General features: G+C 32.8%; 21 protein-coding genes. 20 read left to right on the top strand and 1 reads right to left on the bottom strand.

Annotation, left to right across the window (positions count from 1 at the left end):
- Position 1: 1 nt before the first annotated feature.
- The 13 genes from secY (at position 2) to ctlX (ending at position 10,889) form a co-directional block, all read left to right on the top strand.
- On the top strand, positions 2-1,348 hold the full coding sequence (gene secY / locus BUA98_RS18045) for a preprotein translocase subunit SecY (protein WP_056195286.1): 1,347 nt from the start codon (positions 2-4) through the stop codon (positions 1,346-1,348).
- Positions 1,349-1,355: 7 nt separating this feature from the next.
- Positions 1,356-1,571, top strand: a complete 216-nt coding sequence (infA, locus tag BUA98_RS18040; RefSeq protein ID WP_007136545.1) for a translation initiation factor IF-1 — start codon at positions 1,356-1,358, stop codon at positions 1,569-1,571.
- A gap of 12 nt (positions 1,572-1,583) precedes the next feature.
- The gene (gene ykgO / locus BUA98_RS18035; protein ID WP_072945378.1) at positions 1,584-1,700 is read left to right on the top strand and encodes a type B 50S ribosomal protein L36; all 117 of its coding nucleotides are present in this window, start codon (positions 1,584-1,586) and stop codon (positions 1,698-1,700) included.
- 2 nt (positions 1,701-1,702) lie between these two features.
- Positions 1,703-2,077, top strand: a complete 375-nt coding sequence (gene rpsM, locus BUA98_RS18030) for a 30S ribosomal protein S13 (protein ID WP_056245953.1) — start codon at positions 1,703-1,705, stop codon at positions 2,075-2,077.
- Between the two features lie 8 nt (positions 2,078-2,085).
- Entirely contained in the window at positions 2,086-2,469 is a 384-nt protein-coding gene (gene rpsK, locus BUA98_RS18025; protein WP_007803677.1) for a 30S ribosomal protein S11, read from the top strand.
- 95 nt (positions 2,470-2,564) lie between these two features.
- Positions 2,565-3,170 carry a 30S ribosomal protein S4 gene (gene rpsD, locus BUA98_RS18020; RefSeq protein WP_026982953.1) on the top strand — a complete coding sequence of 202 codons (606 nt, stop codon included), beginning with the start codon at positions 2,565-2,567 and terminating at the stop codon, positions 3,168-3,170.
- A 21-nt stretch (positions 3,171-3,191) separates the two neighbouring features.
- Positions 3,192-4,184, top strand: coding sequence for a DNA-directed RNA polymerase subunit alpha (locus BUA98_RS18015; protein WP_026109818.1), 993 nt, complete (start codon positions 3,192-3,194; stop codon positions 4,182-4,184).
- A gap of 36 nt (positions 4,185-4,220) precedes the next feature.
- Complete coding sequence (rplQ, locus tag BUA98_RS18010) at positions 4,221-4,709, top strand: 50S ribosomal protein L17 (protein ID WP_007803683.1); 489 nt, start codon at positions 4,221-4,223, stop codon at positions 4,707-4,709.
- 251 nt (positions 4,710-4,960) lie between these two features.
- Positions 4,961-6,079, top strand: a complete 1,119-nt coding sequence (gene carA / locus BUA98_RS18005) for a glutamine-hydrolyzing carbamoyl-phosphate synthase small subunit (RefSeq protein ID WP_072974803.1) — start codon at positions 4,961-4,963, stop codon at positions 6,077-6,079.
- 102 nt (positions 6,080-6,181) lie between these two features.
- Positions 6,182-7,474, top strand: a complete 1,293-nt coding sequence (gene eno / locus BUA98_RS18000; protein ID WP_072974802.1) for a phosphopyruvate hydratase — start codon at positions 6,182-6,184, stop codon at positions 7,472-7,474.
- A gap of 155 nt (positions 7,475-7,629) precedes the next feature.
- On the top strand, positions 7,630-8,907 hold the full coding sequence (locus tag BUA98_RS17995; protein ID WP_072974800.1) for a citrate synthase: 1,278 nt from the start codon (positions 7,630-7,632) through the stop codon (positions 8,905-8,907).
- Between the two features lie 65 nt (positions 8,908-8,972).
- Entirely contained in the window at positions 8,973-9,887 is a 915-nt protein-coding gene (locus BUA98_RS17990) for a dimethylarginine dimethylaminohydrolase family protein (protein ID WP_072974798.1), read from the top strand.
- A 66-nt stretch (positions 9,888-9,953) separates the two neighbouring features.
- Positions 9,954-10,889: a citrulline utilization hydrolase CtlX gene (gene ctlX, locus BUA98_RS17985; RefSeq protein WP_072974797.1), complete on the top strand. Its 936-nt coding sequence runs from the start codon at positions 9,954-9,956 to the stop codon at positions 10,887-10,889.
- Positions 10,890-10,965: 76 nt separating this feature from the next.
- Here ctlX and BUA98_RS17980 read toward each other — a convergent pair whose 3' ends face one another.
- The gene (locus BUA98_RS17980; protein WP_072974795.1) at positions 10,966-11,595 is read right to left on the bottom strand and encodes a MarC family NAAT transporter; all 630 of its coding nucleotides are present in this window, start codon (positions 11,593-11,595) and stop codon (positions 10,966-10,968) included.
- Positions 11,596-11,745: 150 nt separating this feature from the next.
- Here BUA98_RS17980 and BUA98_RS17975 point away from each other — a divergent pair, with 150 nt between their 5' ends.
- The 7 genes from BUA98_RS17975 to BUA98_RS17945 all read left to right on the top strand — a co-directional run bounded on the left by BUA98_RS17975 (position 11,746) and on the right by BUA98_RS17945 (position 19,184).
- Complete coding sequence (locus BUA98_RS17975; RefSeq protein ID WP_072974794.1) at positions 11,746-12,111, top strand: CoA-binding protein; 366 nt, start codon at positions 11,746-11,748, stop codon at positions 12,109-12,111.
- Positions 12,112-12,285: 174 nt separating this feature from the next.
- A complete protein-coding gene (gene recR, locus BUA98_RS17970) occupies positions 12,286-12,906 on the top strand; it encodes a recombination mediator RecR (RefSeq protein WP_072974792.1) in 621 nt (206 codons plus the stop codon).
- Positions 12,907-12,977: 71 nt separating this feature from the next.
- Positions 12,978-13,766, top strand: a complete 789-nt coding sequence (locus BUA98_RS17965) for a polysaccharide biosynthesis/export family protein (protein WP_072974791.1) — start codon at positions 12,978-12,980, stop codon at positions 13,764-13,766.
- A 14-nt stretch (positions 13,767-13,780) separates the two neighbouring features.
- Positions 13,781-16,222 carry a polysaccharide biosynthesis tyrosine autokinase gene (locus tag BUA98_RS17960; protein ID WP_072974789.1) on the top strand — a complete coding sequence of 814 codons (2,442 nt, stop codon included), beginning with the start codon at positions 13,781-13,783 and terminating at the stop codon, positions 16,220-16,222.
- Between the two features lie 9 nt (positions 16,223-16,231).
- Positions 16,232-17,215 (top strand): SDR family oxidoreductase, encoded by a 984-nt coding sequence (locus BUA98_RS17955; protein ID WP_072974787.1) that lies wholly within the window; start codon positions 16,232-16,234, stop codon positions 17,213-17,215.
- Positions 17,216-17,243: 28 nt separating this feature from the next.
- Positions 17,244-18,635, top strand: a complete 1,392-nt coding sequence (locus BUA98_RS17950) for a UDP-glucose 6-dehydrogenase (RefSeq protein WP_072974786.1) — start codon at positions 17,244-17,246, stop codon at positions 18,633-18,635.
- An 84-nt stretch (positions 18,636-18,719) separates the two neighbouring features.
- The gene (locus tag BUA98_RS17945) at positions 18,720-19,184 is read left to right on the top strand and encodes a UpxY family transcription antiterminator (RefSeq protein WP_072974784.1); all 465 of its coding nucleotides are present in this window, start codon (positions 18,720-18,722) and stop codon (positions 19,182-19,184) included.
- The last annotated feature ends 136 nt before the right edge of the window (positions 19,185-19,320 follow it).

Genomic DNA, 19,320 nt, shown 5'->3' with positions numbered 1-19,320 from the left:
GATGAAGAAATTTATTGAATCAATAAGTAATGTTTGGAAAATCGAAGAACTGAAAAACAGAATCTTAATTACATTAGGATTGCTTTTAGTATATCGTTTTGGTGCACACGTTACGCTTCCTGGAATTGACGCAACTCAATTAACTGGTTTAGCGGGACAAACTAAAAATGGTTTAGGATCTATCCTAGACATGTTTACTGGGGGTGCTTTCTCTAAAGCTTCAGTTTTTGCTTTAGGTATTATGCCTTATATTTCTGCGTCTATTGTGGTTCAGTTGATGGGAATTGCTATTCCTTATTTACAAAAACTTCAAAACGATGGAGAAAGTGGTAGAAAAAAGATTAATCAAATCACTCGTTGGTTGACTATAGCTATTACACTGGTTCAAGGTCCAACTTATATCTATAATTTATACAGAACATTGCCTGGTAGTGCATTCTTACTAGGCTTTAATTCTCCTGAATTTTTGTTCTCATCTGTTATCATTTTAGTGACAGGTACAATCTTTGCTATGTGGCTTGGAGAGAAAATTACAGATAAAGGTATTGGAAATGGAATTTCATTATTAATTATGGTTGGTATCTTAGCTCGTTTACCTCAAGCTTTTATTCAGGAGTTTACAACGAGAGTTACCAATAACAATGGAGGTCCAATGTTATTAGTTATTGAAATTATTGTGTGGTTATTAGTGATTATTGCTTGTGTATTGCTTACAATGGCAGTACGTAGAATCCCGGTTCAATACGCTCGTCGTACAACAACTGGTGATTATGAGCAAGATTTAGCAGGTGGTAATAGACAATGGATTCCTCTTAAGCTTAATGCTTCTGGAGTTATGCCAATCATTTTTGCTCAGGCAATTATGTTTATACCTGCAGCTGTAGCTGGATTGTCTAAATCAGACACATCACAATCTATTGTTGGAGCATTTAGTAATATGTTCGGTTTTTGGTATAATTTTGTATTTGCAACTTTAATTATTGTATTTACATTCTTCTACACTGCAATTACTGTTCCTACTAACAAAATGGCTGATGATTTAAAAAGAAGCGGTGGTTTTATCCCAGGAGTTCGTCCAGGTGCTGAAACTTCAGACTTTTTAGATAAAGTGATGTCTTTAATAACTTTCCCAGGATCTTTATTCCTTGCTTTGATTGCTGTGTTCCCAGCTATTGTTGTAAGTATTATGGATGTACAACAATCTTGGGCAATGTTTTTTGGAGGTACCTCATTAATAATTATGGTTGGAGTTGCAATAGATACTATTCAGCAAATCAATTCATACTTGTTAAACAAACATTATGATGGTTTAATGAAGACTGGTAAAAATAGAAAAGCGGTAGCTTAATATATTTATGGCAAAACAATCAGCAATAGAACAAGACGGATCAATCATTGAAGCATTATCAAATGCAATGTTCCGTGTAGAGTTAGAAAATGGACATATTGTAATTGCTCATATTTCTGGTAAGATGCGTATGCATTACATCAAATTATTACCTGGTGATAAAGTGAAACTAGAAATGAGTCCTTATGATTTGTCAAAAGCAAGAATTACTTATCGATATTAAAGGATATTCACTATGAAAGTTAGAGCATCAGTAAAAAAGAGAAGTCCCGAGTGCATCATTGTGCGTAGAAAAGGGAGATTGTACGTAATAAACAAAAAGAATCCTAGATTTAAACAAAGACAAGGATAATTATGGCAAGAATAGCAGGGGTAGATATCCCAAAAAATAAAAGAGGTGTTATAGCACTTACCTATATCTTTGGATTAGGAAGAAGTAGAGCTATTGAGATTTTAGAAAAAGCTCAAGTTAGCCAAGACAAAAAAGTTCAAGATTGGAATGATGACGAGATCGGAGCAATTCGTGAAGCTGTTGGAGCATTCAAAATTGAAGGAGAATTACGTTCTGAAGTTTCTTTGAACATCAAACGTTTAATGGATATTGGTTGTTACAGAGGTATCCGTCATAGATCTGGTCTTCCGTTAAGAGGACAAAGAACTAAAAACAACTCTAGAACAAGAAAAGGTAAAAGAAAAACTGTTGCTAACAAGAAAAAAGCAACTAAATAATAAGTAATATGGCTAAAGCAACTGCAAAAAAACGTAAAGTTATCGTTGAATCAACGGGAGAAGCTCATATTTCTGCTACCTTCAATAACATCATCATTTCTTTGACAAACAAAAAAGGTGAAGTTATTTCTTGGTCTTCAGCTGGTAAAATGGGTTTCAGAGGTTCTAAAAAGAATACTCCATACGCAGCTCAAATGGCAGCAGAAGATTGTAGTAAAGTAGCTCTTGAGGCTGGACTTAAAAAAGTAAAAGTTTATGTAAAAGGACCAGGAAACGGACGTGAGTCTGCTATCCGTTCTATTCATAACGGTGGAATTGAAGTTACTGAGATTATCGATGTTACTCCAATGCCTCACAACGGATGTCGTCCTCCAAAGAGACGTAGAGTTTAATTTTATTTATTCATAGTATAAACAAGGTAGAATATAGATTATCGAAGGATTTGACCTGAATTCATAATCTCTACCTTAAATTTAATTTTTTAGAAATGGCAAGATATACTGGTCCTAAAACTAGAATTGCTCGTAAATTTGGCGAAGCAATCTTCGGAGATGATAAATCTTTCGAAAAAAGAAATTACCCACCTGGACAACACGGGATGGCTAAAAAAAGAGGTAAAAAATCTGAGTATGCTGTTCAGTTAATGGAAAAGCAAAAAGCTAAATATTCTTACGGAATTTTAGAAAAACAATTCAGAAATTTATTCAAAAAAGCATCAGCTACTAAAGGTGTTACTGGTGAAGTTCTTTTACAATTATGTGAGGCAAGATTAGATAACGTAGTTTTTAGAATGGGTATCGCTCCTTCTAGAAGAGGTGCTAGACAATTAGTTTCTCACAGACACGTTACTGTTAATGGTGAAGTTGTAAATATCGCTTCTTACCACCTTAAACCTGGTGATAAAGTTGCAGTTCGTGAAAAATCTAAATCTTTAGAAGCTATCGAACGTTCTTTGTCAAATTCAAGTCATGTTTATGAATGGATTACTTGGAATAATGATCTTAAAGAAGGAACTTTTGTTTCTGTACCTGCAAGACTTCAGATTCCAGAAAACATTAAAGAACAATTAATCGTAGAGTTGTACAACAAATAATAATTGACTTAGTCGAAATTTATGGCAATATTTAATTTTCAAAAGCCCGATAAAGTTATCATGATCGATTCAACCGATTTTGAAGGTAAATTCGAATTTAGACCTTTAGAACCTGGTTATGGATTGACAGTTGGTAATGCACTTAGAAGAGTTTTGCTTTCAGCATTAGAAGGTTATGCAATTACATCTGTTCGTATCGAAGGTGTAGATCATGAGTTTTCTACTATTTCAGGTGTTGTTGAAGATGTTACCGAAATTATCCTTAATCTAAAACAAGTACGTTTCAAACGTCAAATCGAAGATATCGATAATGAAGCAGTTACAATTTCTGTTTCTGGTAAAGATCAATTAACAGCAGGTGATTTTCAAAAATTTATTTCAGGTTTCCAAGTTTTGAATCCAGACCTTGTTATCTGTAATTTAGATTCTAAAATCAAATTGAACTTCGATTTAACAATCGAAAAAGGTAGAGGATATGTTCCTGCTGAGGAGAACAAAAAACAGAATGCTGCAATTGGAACCATTTTTACAGACTCTATTTTTACTCCGGTAAAAAATGTAAAATATGCAATTGAAAACTTCCGTGTAGAGCAAAAAACGGATTACGAAAAATTAGTTTTTGAAATTAAAACTGATGGTTCTATTAATCCAAAAGATGCTCTTACTGAAGCTGCTAAGGTTTTAATTCACCACTTCATGTTGTTTTCTGACGAAAGAATTACACTCGAGGCTGACGAAATTGCACAAACAGAATCGTATGATGAAGAGTCATTGCATATGAGACAATTGCTTAAAACTAAGCTTGTTGATATGGATTTATCTGTGAGAGCATTAAATTGCTTGAAAGCGGCTGAAGTTGATACACTTGGTGATTTAGTATCGTTCAATAAAAATGACCTAATGAAATTCCGTAATTTTGGTAAAAAATCTTTAACAGAGCTAGATGAACTTGTAGCAGTTAAAAATTTAACCTTCGGAATGGATTTAGCTAAATACAAATTAGATAAAGAATAATTCAATCCGCCACGGCGGATTAAATTTAAAATAGCAATGAGACACGGAAAAAAATTCAATCACTTAAGCAGACAGACTGGACATAGAAAAGCTATGTTAGCTAATATGGCTTGTTCTCTTATTGAGCACAAACGTATTAACACTACTGTTGCTAAGGCTAAAGCGCTTAAACAATTCGTTGAGCCTTTAATCACAAAATCAAAAGAAGATACGACTCACAATCGTCGTATTGTTTTTGCTTACTTACGTAGCAAATATGCGGTAACTGACTTGTTCAGAGACGTAGCTGCTAAAGTTGGAGACCGTCCAGGTGGATACACTCGTATCATTAAAGTTGGAAATCGTTTGGGAGATAATGCTGATATGGCAATGATCGAACTTGTAGATTTCAATGAACTTTACAATGGGGGTAAAAAAGAAGTTAAAAAAGCAAAAAGCCGTCGTGGTGGTAAAGCAAAAAAAGCTGAGGAAACTACTGAAGCTCCAGCTGCTGAGTCTGAAACGACTACTGAAGCTTCTGAATAATTATGAAAGTAATGATTCTATAAAAATCAAGGATAAGCTAATTTTTAGTTTATCCTTTTTTTTTTTTTTTGATTTTTTTTAAAAGAAAGTAAAATATAACTTATTTCAATACTTAGGTTTTATTTTTATGAATGAAATTTTTAAAAAATCTTGGAAGCACTCTTTTAAAGAAGTAAATTTGCAAAATATCTAATTACAAATAAAACAAGCCTGGCTGTTTTAGGACGATTAAAAACAATACAAATTAAAGAATGAAATACACAACACGACAAAGCGCCATTTTATTACTAAGTGATGGAACAATTTTTCATGGAAAATCTATCGGAATTAGCGGTAAGACTTTTGGTGAAGTTTGTTTTAATACTGGAATGACGGGATATCAGGAGATTTTTACAGATCCTTCATATTTTGGTCAAATTATGGTGGCTACTAACGCACATATTGGAAATTACGGAGTAAATGATTTAGAGATTGAATCTGATAGTATCAAAATTGCTGGTTTAGTTTGTAAAAACTTCAGCTTTAATTATTCTCGTGAAGATGCTTCAGGAAGTTTGGAAGATTACTTTGCAAAGCAAAATTTAATCTGTATTTCTGATGTTGATACTCGAGCACTTGTAAGCTATATACGAGACAATGGAGCTATGAATGCTGTTATTTGTACAGATGGGACTTCGATTGAAGAATTAAAGAAAGAACTGGCAAATGTGCCAAATATGGAAGGTTTAGAGTTAGCATCAAAAGTTTCAACTACTGAACCTTATTTTTTTGGAGATGAAAATGCTACATATAAAATCTCTGCTTTAGATCTTGGGATAAAAAAGAACATATTGAGAAATCTTGCCAAAAGAGATTGCTACATTAAAGTTTTTCCATATAATTCTACCTATAAAGATTTAGCATCGTTTAATCCAGATGGATATTTTCTGTCAAATGGACCTGGAGATCCAGATCCCTTATTTGGTGCTATCGAAGTAGCAAAAGAAATTTTAGCTAATGACAATCCTTTGTTTGGAATTTGCTTAGGACACCAAGTTATTGCTTTAGCAAATGGGGTTCAAACTTATAAAATGTTTAATGGACATCGTGGAATAAATCATCCAGTAAAAAATATCATTACCGGTAAAGGAGAAATTACCTCTCAAAATCATGGTTTTGCGGTAAATAAAGAGCAGCTTGACAGTCATCCTGATTTGGAAATTACACATTTGCATTTAAACGATGAAACAGTTGCTGGTATGCGAATGAAAAACAAGAATTGTTTTTCAGTTCAATATCATCCGGAGGCAAGTCCTGGTCCACATGATTCGTCTTATTTATTTGATCAGTTTGTTGAGAATATAAAACAAGCTGTCGCTAAAACGATGTAGTTAATAAATAAAGCGGTTTAATAGTGAGAATATGTTTTTACTATTAAATATTTTTATAATTTCGAAAAAAAAATATAATTTATTAATAAAAAAGCAAAAATAATGAGTATTATAATTAAAGTTCACGCAAGACAAATTTTTGATTCCAGAGGTAATCCTACTATTGAAGTTGATGTAGTTACAGAAAATGGTGTTCTAGGTAGAGCAGCTGTTCCTTCTGGGGCGTCAACAGGAGAACATGAAGCTGTTGAATTACGTGACGGAGGAAAAGCATTTCTAGGAAAAGGAGTTTTGAATGCAGTGAATAATGTAAATACTGTTATTGCTGAAGAATTAGTTGGAACTTCTGTTTTTGAACAAAACACTATCGATCAATTAATGATTGATTTAGACGGAACGGCTAATAAATCTAAATTAGGAGCTAATGCTATTTTAGGAGTTTCTTTGGCTGCCGCTAAAGCTGCTGCTAACGAGCTTGGATTGCCATTGTACAGATACGTTGGTGGAGTTTCTGCTAATACATTACCAGTTCCAATGATGAATATCATCAATGGTGGTTCTCACTCTGATGCGCCTATTGCATTCCAGGAGTTTATGATTTTCCCTGTAAAGGCAACTTCATTTACACATGCTATGCAAATGGGAACTGAAATTTTTCACAGTTTGAAAAAAGTATTACACGACAGAGGTTTGAGTACTGCTGTAGGTGACGAAGGTGGTTTTGCACCAAATTTAGCTGGTGGTACTGAAGACGCTTTAGATACTATTAAATTAGCAGTTGAAAAAGCAGGATATTCTTTCGGTGACGAAATTATGATCGCTCTTGACTGTGCTGCTTCTGAGTTTTATGTAAATGGTAAATACGATTATACTAAATTTGAAGGTGAAACTGGAAAAATCAGAACTTCTGAAGAGCAAGCTGATTATTTAGCTGAACTTGCTGCTAAGTATCCAATTATTTCTATCGAAGATGGTATGTATGAAGATGACTGGAATGGATGGAAATACTTAACAGATAAAATTGGAGATAAAGTACAATTAGTTGGTGATGATTTATTTGTTACTAACGTTGAGCGTTTATCTACTGGTATTGAAAAAGGAATTGCAAATTCAATTTTAGTAAAAGTGAACCAAATTGGAACTTTGACTGAAACGATTGCTGCTGTAAATATGGCTAAGAATGCGGGTTATACTTCAGTAATGTCTCACCGTTCTGGAGAGACAGAAGATAATACTATTGCAGATTTAGCTGTTGCTTTAAACTGTGGTCAAATTAAAACAGGTTCTGCTTCTCGTTCTGATCGTATGGCAAAATACAATCAATTATTAAGAATTGAAGAAGAATTAGGAAGTACTGCTTGTTTTCCAGGGTTAAAAGCTTTCAAGATTAAATAATTGTAAGGTTATATATAGATTTAAACCATCCATTTTTTAATGGGTGGTTTTTTTTTGGAGTTTTAACAAATTCATAGCAGTATTCCTTTTTTAATTAGTCTTAAATTCCTTAGATTTGATAAATTATTATTTTAAAGATTTATTTCCGATATATTATGTCAAAAATAGCTACATTAGAAGTAGATGGTCAAAAAATTGAGCTTCCGGTTATTACAGGGAGCGAAAATGAATCAGCTATCGATATTAACAAATTACGTGATTTAACTGGTGTTATTACAATTGATCCTGGTTACAAAAATTCTGGTTCTTGCAAAAGTGAAATTACCTTCTTAGATGGAGAATTAGGAATCTTGCGTTACAGAGGGTATTCAATCGAAGATCTGGCTGAAAAAGCAAGTTTCTTAGAAGTTTCTTATCTTTTGATTTTTGGTGAACTGCCAACGACTCAACAATTAGAGCAATTTGAAAATGATATTAAAAAACATACTTTGGTAAACGAAGAAATGAAAAATATCATTGACGGATTTCCAAAAACAGCTCACCCAATGGGAGTTTTATCTGCTTTGACAAGTGCTTTAACTGCATTTAATCCAAAAGCAGTAAATGTTGATAACGAAAAAGAAATGTACGAGGCTATTTGTAAAACAATGGCAAAATTCCTTGTAATTGCTACATGGACATACAGAAAATCAATGGGCTATCCGTTGAACTATTATGACAATACAAAAGGATATGTAGAAAACTTTATGCAATTAATGTTTCAATTGCCTACTGGGCCTTACAAAGCAAGTCCGGTTGTTATAGATGCATTAGATAAATTGTTTATTCTTCATGCCGATCACGAACAAAACTGTTCTACTTCAACAGTAAGAATGGTTGGTTCATCTCACGCAGGCTTATTTGCTTCAATCTCTGCAGGAGTTTCTGCGCTTTGGGGACCACTTCACGGTGGAGCAAATCAGGCGGTGCTTGAAATGTTAGAAGAGATCAATAAAGATGGTGGAGATACGGATAAATTTTTAGCGAAAGCAAAAGATAAAAATGATCCTTTCCGTTTGATGGGATTTGGTCACAGAGTTTATAAAAACTTTGATCCAAGAGCTAAAATTATCAAAAAAGCAGCTAAAGAAGTATTAGAGACTTTGGGTGTTAATGATCCAATTTTGGAAATTGCTAAAAAATTAGAAGCGGCAGCTCTTGAGGATGATTACTTCAAATCAAGAAACTTATATCCAAACGTAGATTTCTATTCTGGAATTATTTATAGAGCATTAGGAATTCCGACTGATATGTTTACAGTGATGTTTGCTATTGGAAGATTGCCAGGTTGGATCGCACAATGGAAAGAAATGCGTGAAAACAAAGAACCAATTGGAAGACCTAGACAAATTTATACAGGGCATCCTTTGAGAGAGTTTAAGCCTAATAAATAAAATAACTTTAAAGCTTCACTTAACTGTGAAGCTTTTTTTATATTTGCTCAAAATATAATAGAGTTATGTTGCAATTAAATATAAAGAACGAAACTTCAAGACTGCGTGCAGTAGTTTTGGGTTCAGCCGTTCATAATGGGCCAACTCCATCTATAGATGAAGCCTACGATCCCAAATCATTGGAACATATTAAGGCAGGAACTTATCCTGTTGAAGAAGATATGGTTGTTGAAATGAATGCATTTAATGCTGTTTTTCAAAAATATGATGTAACCGTGTATCGTCCGGAAATGATTGAAAATTACAATCAAATATTCGCAAGAGATATTGGTTTTGTAATTGATGATGTTTTTGTAAAATCAAATATTTTGCCTGACAGAGAACGTGAATTAGATGCAATTCAATACGTAATTGATCAAATTGATCCTCTAAAAGTAGTTCGCCCTCCCGAAGAAGTTCATATTGAAGGTGGAGATGTAATGCTTTGGAATGATCATATTTTTATCGGAACTTATAAAGGAAGTGATTATAAAGATTACATCACTGCAAGAACTAATATGCACGGTGTAAATTATATTAAAGAATTATTTCCTAATAAAATTGTCAAAGAATTTGATCTGGTGAAATCTAAATTAGAAGCTCGTGACAATGCTTTGCACTTAGACTGTTGTTTTCAACCTGTTGGAAAAGATAAAGGAATAATCTATAAAAGAGGTTTCCGTGAAGAGGCTGATTATCTTTATTTGGTAAATCTTTTTGGAAAAGAAAATCTATTTCATATTGAAAGAAACGAAATGTATAATATGTTTTCAAATGTCTTTTCAATAGATGAAAATGTAGTGGTTTCTGAGAAGAATTTTACCCGTCTGAACAATTGGCTTCGTGCAAATGGTTTTACTGTTGAAGAAATTCCATATGCTGAAATTGCAAAGCAGGAAGGTTTGCTGAGATGTTCTACTTTACCATTAATTAGAGATTAAAAAAAATAGGGTTTTTTAGATATTAAAATGCTACAATTTGAAACCTGAGACAAAAATATATAGATTATGCAACAAACAACAAATGCAATCGTAATGATTCGTCCAGTTGCTTTTAGGATGAACGAGCAAACTGCAGTAAATAATTATTACCAAAAAGTATTAGACGGACTTTTACCAAGTACGGTTAATGCCAAAGCACAACAAGAATTTGATACTTTCGTTGAAAAATTAAGAGCAGTTGGGGTTGACGTTACAGTTATTGACGATAATTTAGAGACTGATACTCCGGATAGTATTTTTCCAAATAACTGGGTTTCTTTTCATGAAAATGGAGATGTAGCTCTTTATCCAATGTTTGCTGAAAATCGTCGTCAGGAACGTCGCGAGGATATTTTGGATACTCTTGAAGAGAAAGGTTTTGAGATATCTAACATCATGGATTATACATCGGCTGAAGAAGATGGGTTTTTCTTAGAAGGAACGGGAAGTTTACTTTTAGATCGCGCCAATGCAAAAGCATATTGTGCCTTGTCTCCACGTGCTGACGAAGAATTATTTATTGAGTTTTGTGAAGATTTTGATTATGCGCCTGTAATTTTTGAAGCATTTCAAACTGTGGATGGGGAACGTAAATTGATTTATCACACAAATGTAATGATGTGTTTGGGAGAGACTTTTGCTGTAATCTGTGCAGATTGCATAGATGATAAAAAAGAACGTAAAATGGTTCTTGAAAATTTAAAAGCAGATAAAAAAGAGATTATTTTGATTACGGAAGCACAGGTGAATAATTTCGCAGGAAATATGTTAGAAGTTCGAGGTGCAAATGATAAAAAATATATTGTGATGAGCGCATCCGCTCACCAAAGTTTGACACCAAAACAAATTGCTCAACTAGAAAATCATGCTGAAATTTTAAGCTCAAGTTTAGATACTATTGAAGCTTGTGGAGGAGGAAGTGCAAGATGTATGATGGCTGAAGTATTTTTACCAAGAAATTAAAAGAAATTATAGATTATAAAAAAGGGATAAAACCATACGTTTTATCCCTTTTTGTTTATATGGAAGTTAAAATGATCTACATCAGATTTCCTTTGATAATGTTGATGATTGAACTTACGATATATTGAATACCGATTGAAATTACAATAAATCCAACAATTCTGGAAATTGCAACAATTCCTGAAGCACCAAGTATTCTTGCTAAATAATGAGCACTTTTTAAAATAGCAAAAATAGCGACAGCAATTGCCAAAATAGCTAATGAAGAAACTATTATTTCTTCCGTTTCATGATGTTCCTGGTAAAAAGCGATTAACAATGATATAGATCCTGGGCCAGCAAGCATCGGAATGGCTAATGGTGTTAAAGCTATGTCATTTCGCTGTTGCACCTCGTTTTCAATCTTTTTATTGATTCCGCGTTTTTTATTAAATTTTCCAGATAGTAAGGAGAAACCTGAGTTTACAATTATTATTCCACCGGCAATTCGAAGTGCATCGATGCTGATTCCGAAAAAAGTCAGAACATATTGACCAATAAAATAAGAGACAATTAAAATAATAAAAACGTTAATTGCGGTCCATAATGAAATACGGGAGCGTTCTTTTTGAGAATCATGTTGAGTAAGTCCGACAAAAATAGGGACAGTTCCAATAGGATTCAAAACGGAAAAAAGGGCGGCAAATAGATAAATAAAAAGATCCATAGAGTTTGGGTTAGTACTGTAAAAATAGATAATTTTTAATTGTGTAAAGTAAATTCATGTTAGGATATTGTTTTTTATTACACCAATTCTACATTAATAACAAAACTAAGCTCATTCTTTTTGATTACTTTTGTAATATATTCTAAAATAATGAAAAATAAGAAAACTTTAGTTCTGGGAGCTACTACAAAACCAGATCGCTACGCATACAGAGCTATAAATATGTTGGTTCAAAAAGGACATACAGTATTAGCAATTGGTCAAAATACTGGTGAGGTTGCCGGGGTGAAAATTCAAACGAAAGCAATTCCAGTAAAAAATATAGACACTGTAACTTTATATTTAAATCCTGCCCGTCAGCGTGATTATTATAATTATATTATCGAGTCACAGCCAAAAAGAGTTGTTTTTAATCCTGGAACCGAAAATCCAGAATTATATCAATTGTTAGAGCTGAATAATATTAAATCTGAAGTTGCTTGTACTTTGGTTCTATTGGCTACTAATCAGTATTAATTTTTTTAGAATCAATCCCGTTACCCATTTCAAACGAATTTTTGCAGAAATGCAATTGAATTAAAACAAGATGAAGTTTTTTTGTTTTTGGCAGCAAAAGCAAAAAAGATTTTCCCTTGATGTTTCGGGACTATCTGGGCTTAAAAGAAACATTAAAGTATTACTTTTGTCGTCATGGAATTTTCATCAAAATTAATTGAAAAAGCGGTTAACGAAATGTCTCAATTACCTGGAATTGGTAAACGTACGGCATTGCGATTGGTTCTTCATTTGTTAAAGCAACCGAAAGAACAAACTGGTTTTTTGTCGCAGGCATTATTAAATATGCGGGAAGATATTAAATTTTGCGAAAGTTGCCATAATATTTCGGATACAAAAGTTTGTGAAATTTGTGCAAATACAACCCGAAATCATCAGACTATTTGTGTAGTTGAAGATATTCGTGATGTAATGGCTATTGAAAATACGGGTCAATATAGGGGGATTTATCATGTTTTAGGTGGTAAAATATCGCCAATTGAAGGAGTTGGGCCAAGTCAGTTAAATATCTCCAGTTTGGTTGAAAAGGTGAAAGGTGGAAAGGTAATAGAAATTATTTTTGCACTTAGTTCGACTATGGAAGGTGATACCACAAATTTTTATATTTACAAACAAATTGCTGAATCAGAGATAATAATTTCTACAATTGCAAGAGGAATTGCTGTTGGTGATGAATTAGAGTATGCTGACGAAATTACGCTCGGAAGAAGTATTTTACATCGTGTTCCGTTTGAAAAAACTTTCAAAAACAACTAAATAAGATCAAATAAAAGTTAGATTTCCTGAAAGTTAAAGGAAAAGCTATATTTGCGATAAATTTTTTAATAATGACAAAGAACGGCTTTTATATGTTACTAGTAGTTAGTATGCTTTTTACATCTTGTATCCCTGTAAAGGATCTTTGGTATTTGCAGGATAAAAATAATACAGGTGAGCAAAATACGATTTCTGCTGTTGAATCTAAACCATACAGATTGCAGGTAAATGATGTTATAAGTATTAATATAAAGGCAATTGATCCAAAACTGGTTTCGATTTTTAATACAACAGAAAGTGCGACAACGGCAAAATCTGAATCGGCTTTGTATTTTGATGGATTCACTGTCGATGATCACGGTAATATTAGAATGCCAATATTAGGAGAAATAAATGTTATTGGTTATACTCTGGAAGAAGTGAGGGGTATAATTGAGAAAAAATTGCTAGAAGAATATTTTAAAAGCGAAGCAAATGTTTTCGTAACAGTAAAACTCGCTGGGTTCAGATACACAATAAATGGTGAAGTTGGAAGCACAGGAACAAAAACATTATTTCAGTCACATGTTAATATTATGGAAGCCGTTGCTAATGCTGGAGATATAACTACTGTTGGTAATAGAAAAGCAGTGATGATAGTTCGTCAAACTCCAACTGGCGTTCAAATGAATGAAATTGATCTTACAGATGCAAATGTGATGAAATCTCCTTATTATTATTTACAGCCTAACGATTATATTTACGTAAAACCACTGAGACAGAAAACTTGGGGAACGGGACAAACTGGAATTCAGTCAATCGGTACTATAATTACCTTATTGTCATTGGCAACAACAGTGTATTTAATTATCAAAAACTAAAGTAAATTCAAATAATGTTAGATATAAAAGATTTTTCCATTTTTGAAAATCATTCAAATTTTGATTTTAAAGGATTTATATTAAAAATTCTTAGTTACTGGAAATGGTTTTTAGTTAGTTTAATCATTGCATTTACTATAGCTTATCAGGTAAATATCCGTAAAGAAAAGATCTACGGAATGCAAACAATGATTTCGATAAAGGAAGAAAGTAACCCGTTTTTTACATCTAATACAAGCTTAGTTTTTAATTGGGGAGGAATTTCGGATCAGGTAAACGGAATCTCAACAATATTACAATCAAGATCACATAACGAATTAGTTGTTAGTAAGCTACAATATTATATTGATTATCTAACGCAAGGGAAATATAATTTGGTAGATTCCTATGGTGCAGTTCCTTTTTATGTTGATATAGATAAATCGAAAGGTCAGCTTGCTAATGTTTTAATAAGCATCAGATTTTTAAGTCCTAATGAATATGAAATTCGAATTCCATTTGAAAATAATTCAGTTTCATTAATTAACTATTCCGATAATTCATATTCCAATACGGCCGTTCAGCCTGTAGAGTTTGTGAAAAAATACAAAGTTGGAGAACGGGTATTACTTCCGTTTCTAAATTGGAAATTACAGATTAATGACAATCCTGGAATTTATAATGGAAATGAATACTTTGTAAGATTTAATGATTTTGATGGAACAGTTTCACGTTATAAAGGAATAAATATTGATTCTGACGATAAAGGAGGTTCGATATTGACATTAGGAATGCAGGGAACAAACAAAGCCCGAATGGTTGAATATTTGAATGCGACAGTGAAAATGTTGATCAAAATTCAGCTTGATGGTAAAAATCAGTTTGCTACTAATACAATACGATTCATTGATAGTACACTTGTTGCTATGGAATCGCAATTAAAAGAAACGGGTAATGAGTTAAAATCATTTAGAAAGGATAAAAATATCTACGAAATAGAAGGTGGTGGTGCTAAGTTTTCTGATAAAATTATGGATTTTGATGTAGAGAAAGATCAGGTTTCCAGAAAGATAGCTTACTATAATTCCTTAAAAATGTATTTGAATAACAGTGTTGATTATTCAAGATTACCAGCTCCTTCAGTTGCGGGAATTGAAGATCCTAATATTGTAGCCAGTGTCTCAAAACTTATAGCGCTTTCAACACAAAGATCTGAAATGGCATATGCAGTAAAAAGCGAAAAGATTTTTAAAGATTTTGATAATCAGATGCAGGCTGTTAAAAGCGTATTGTTAGAGAATATAGCCTCTGCAAAAGCTTCATTGTTGTATGATTTGTCTCTGGTAAATGCTAAAATTGGTCAGGCAGAAAATACAGTAAAAAGGCTTCCTGAAGAGCAGCAGGAATTGTTGAAGATCAAAAGAAAGTACGACCTAAATGATAATATTTATACTGAATTTCTTCAAAAACGAAATGAAGCAGAAATCGTAAAAGCGTCTAATTTATCTGACATACACTTTATAGATCCGGCTAAAGATATTGGAGGTGGTTTAATAGGACCTAAAACTTCAGTAAATTATGTTTTAGCTTTGTTTCTCGGTTTGTTGATTCCATTGTTGTTTGTCTTTGGTATTTTCTTTATTAATAATTCAATTCAGAATACTGACGATATAAGTAAGTTGACCCAAATTCCGTTAATTGGTGTTATCGGTGTTAATAAGGATAATAGGAGTCTGGCTGTATTTGATAAGCCTAAGTCAGTACTTTCTGAAGGTTTTAGGACCATTCGTTCGTCCTTGCAATTTTTATATAAAAAACAACAGGTTAGTGGTTCTAAGACGTTAATGATTACTTCTTCTATAAGTGGAGAAGGAAAAACATTTTGTTCCATCAATATTGCAACTGTTTTTGCTTTGAGTGAAAAGAAAACAGTTATTATTGGTCTGGACCTAAGAAAACCAAGACTAGCAGATGAATTTAATTTAAAGAATTCGGTAGGTGTAGTAAATTATTTAATTAAGCAGAATAGTTTAGATGAAATTACCAATGCAACTCAAATTGCAAATCTTGATGTTATTCTTTCAGGACCAATCCCACCAAATCCTTCTGAGCTTATTTTAAGTGATGCGATGAAAGAATTAATAGATGAGCTGAAGTTGAAATATGACTATATAATTTTAGATACACCTCCGGTTGGATTGGTTTCTGATGCAATTGAACTGGCTCAATATGCCGATGTTACCTTGTATATAGTAAGGCAGAATTATACTAAAAAAGATATGATATCGTTGTTAAATACAAGAATCAAAAGAGGTGAGCTTAATAATGCCAGTATTGTTTTTAATGGTTATGAAAATAAAGCTAAGTACGGATCTGGCTACGGCTATGGTTATGGAACATATTCAAACGGATATCATGATGAAGATGGCAAATTAAGTCTATGGAAAACTATTTTAAATAAATTCAATAAAAAATAATTTGAAGTAATGAAAGAATCAACTCAAAATACAATTCTAATTACTGGGGGGGCTGGCTTTATTGGTTCAAATTTATGTGAGTATTTTTTAGGATTAGGGCACAAAGTGATTTGTTTGGATAATTTTTCAACAGGTCATCATCATAATCTAAAAGATTTTATAAGTGATTCAAACTTTAAATTAATTGAAGGAGATATAAGAAATTTTGAAGATTGTTCCTTAGCAGTTGTAGGAGTTGATTATGTTTTGCATCAGGCTGCTCTTGGCTCGGTTCCAAGATCGATTAATGATCCTATAACCACAAATGAAGTAAATGTGTCTGGATTTTTAAATATGCTAGTTGCTTCTCGTGATGCGAAAGTAAAACGGTTTGTTTACGCTGCCAGTTCTTCAACATATGGTGACTCTAAAGGATTGCCAAAAGTTGAAGATGTTATAGGTAAACCATTATCTCCTTATGCTATTACAAAATATGTAAATGAACTGTATGCTGAGATTTTTAGTAAAACATACGGATTAGAAACTATCGGATTACGATATTTTAATGTTTTTGGAAGAAAACAAGATCCACAAGGGGCTTATGCAGCAGTAATTCCAAAGTTTGTAATGCAGTTGATGAAGTATGAAAGTCCAATCATTAATGGTGATGGAGATTATTCAAGAGACTTTACTTACATAGACAATGTGATTCAAATGAATGAATTGGCGATGACTACTCAAAATCCAGAGGCAATAAATACGGTATACAATACTGCATTTGGTGAACGAAATACATTAAATAATTTGGTTGAATATTTAAAAAAATATTTGTCTGAATTTGATGCAAAAATTGCAGATATAGAAATAGTTTATGGTGTAAATAGAGTTGGTGATATTCCGCATTCACTGGCAAGTATAGAAAAGGCAAATACAATACTAGGGTATAGTCCGAATTATTCTTTGCAGGAAGGATTGAAAGAAGCTGTGGGTTGGTATTGGAATAATTTGAAATAAAGGAAAGATTAAGATAATAGTAAATTAGATGAAAATTACAAAAATTTGTTGTATTGGTGCAGGTTATGTTGGAGGTCCAACTATGGCCGTAATAGCGCAAAAATGCCCGGATATTCAAGTCACTGTGGTTGATTTGAATGAACAAAGGATTAAAGATTGGAATGATCCGAATACAGATAATATACCAATTTATGAACCTGGTCTTGCAGGAATTGTGGCTGAGGCAAGAGGTAGAAATCTTTTCTTTTCGACAGAAGTAGATAAAGCAATTGATGAAGCTCAGGTAATTTTTATATCTGTAAATACCCCAACCAAGACCTACGGTAAAGGGAAAGGTATGGCAGCTGATTTAAAATATATTGAATTGTGTGCCAGACAAATCGCAAAAGTAGCAAAGCAAAATAAAATTGTAGTGGAGAAATCTACTTTACCAGTTCGAACTGCTGAAGCAATTAAAAGTATTCTGGATAATACGGGTAACGGTGTTCAGTTTCAAATATTGTCAAATCCCGAATTTTTAGCTGAGGGCACAGCAGTAACAGATCTATTAAGTCCAGATAGGATTTTAATTGGAGGAGATACAACCCCTGAAGGCGAGGAAGCAATTGAAGCGTTAGTTGATGTTTATGCAAATTGGGTGGATAAAGATAAGATTTTAACGACTAATGTCTGGTCCTCAGAGTTGTCTAAACTTACTGCAAATGCATTTTTGGCACAGCGAATTTCATCTATTAATGCTATGTCGGAATTATGTGAAAAAACTGGTGCTGATGTAAGTGAGGTTGCAAGAGCAATAGGAATGGATTCAAGAATTGGACCAAAATTCTTAAAAGCATCAGTAGGTTTTGGAGGTTCTTGCTTTCAAAAAGATATTTTGAATCTGGTTTATATCGCAAAATCTTATGGATTAAGTGAAGTGGCAGATTATTGGGAGCAGGTTATAATAATGAATGATCACCAGAAAAGAAGATTTTCAAATAAAATTGTTCAAACATTATATAATACAGTGGCTGATAAAAAAATAACGTTTTTAGGTTGGGCATTCAAAAAGGATACTAATGATACACGTGAGTCAGCAGCTATTTATGTGGCGGATGATTTAATTAACGAACAGGCTAAAATTTCTGTGTATGACCCGAAAGTGTCGAGAAGTAAAATGTTGAGTGATTTAGATTATTTAGAAACAAGAACAGTTGAGGAAAATAATAAGGCATTAGCGATATTTGATAATGCGTATGAAGCTTGTAAAGGTGCGCATGCTATTGCGATTTTAACGGAATGGGATGAATTCACTACTTACGATTGGAAAAAAATATATGATTCAATGCATAAGCCGGCATTTCTTTTTGATGGAAGGAATATATTGAATTCGAATGAACTGGAGGCTATCGGATTTATTTATAAAGGTATAGGTTCATAAAAAGATAAAATATATTGAAGTAAAATTTAAGGGAATAATTAAGGAAATGTTGGTTTTGAGTGTTTTATTACAATAAGGGAAATTATGAATTGGTATGTAGTTTACACAAAACCCAAATGGGAGAAAAAAGTTGCAGAAAAGCTTATGCAAGCGGGAATAGAATGTTATTGTCCCTTAATTACACAGATTAAACAATGGTCTGATAGAAAAAAAAAGGTTGAAGTTCCACTTTTTAATTCTTATGTTTTTGTTCAATTATCAGAGAATGAAAGAAATACTGTTTTTACAATTCCTGGGGTGGTTCGATATTTATTTTGGTTAGGGAAGCCTGCAATTGTTCGGGATGAAGAAATAAATGTTATAAAGAAAAGTCTTAATGCTTCTAATATAGCTGATGTTTCAGTGTCATCGATTCAGGTTGGCGATCGAATAAAACTGGATTCGGGGGTATTTAGTAATCAGGATACCATTGTTCAGGAAATATCAAAAACGCATTATATTTTGGTTTTGGAATCATTGGGCTGCGTATTAAAAATTAAATATAAGTAAATAGCGCGTTTTGTCTTCTTAAAAGAAAAAAAACAGAAAATAAAATCTCTCTAAAAGGAGATTTTATTTTCTGTTTTTTTTATAATGTAATTTTTTATAAGCTGATTAGTAATACTTTGGTTTTTTTTACGTTTTT

Source organism: Flavobacterium saccharophilum, assembly GCF_900142735.1.
GTDB classification, from domain to species: Bacteria; Bacteroidota; Bacteroidia; order Flavobacteriales; family Flavobacteriaceae; genus Flavobacterium; species Flavobacterium saccharophilum.
Note: the sequence above shows the minus strand (reverse complement) of the source record. Positions and strands in the feature narration are given on the sequence as shown.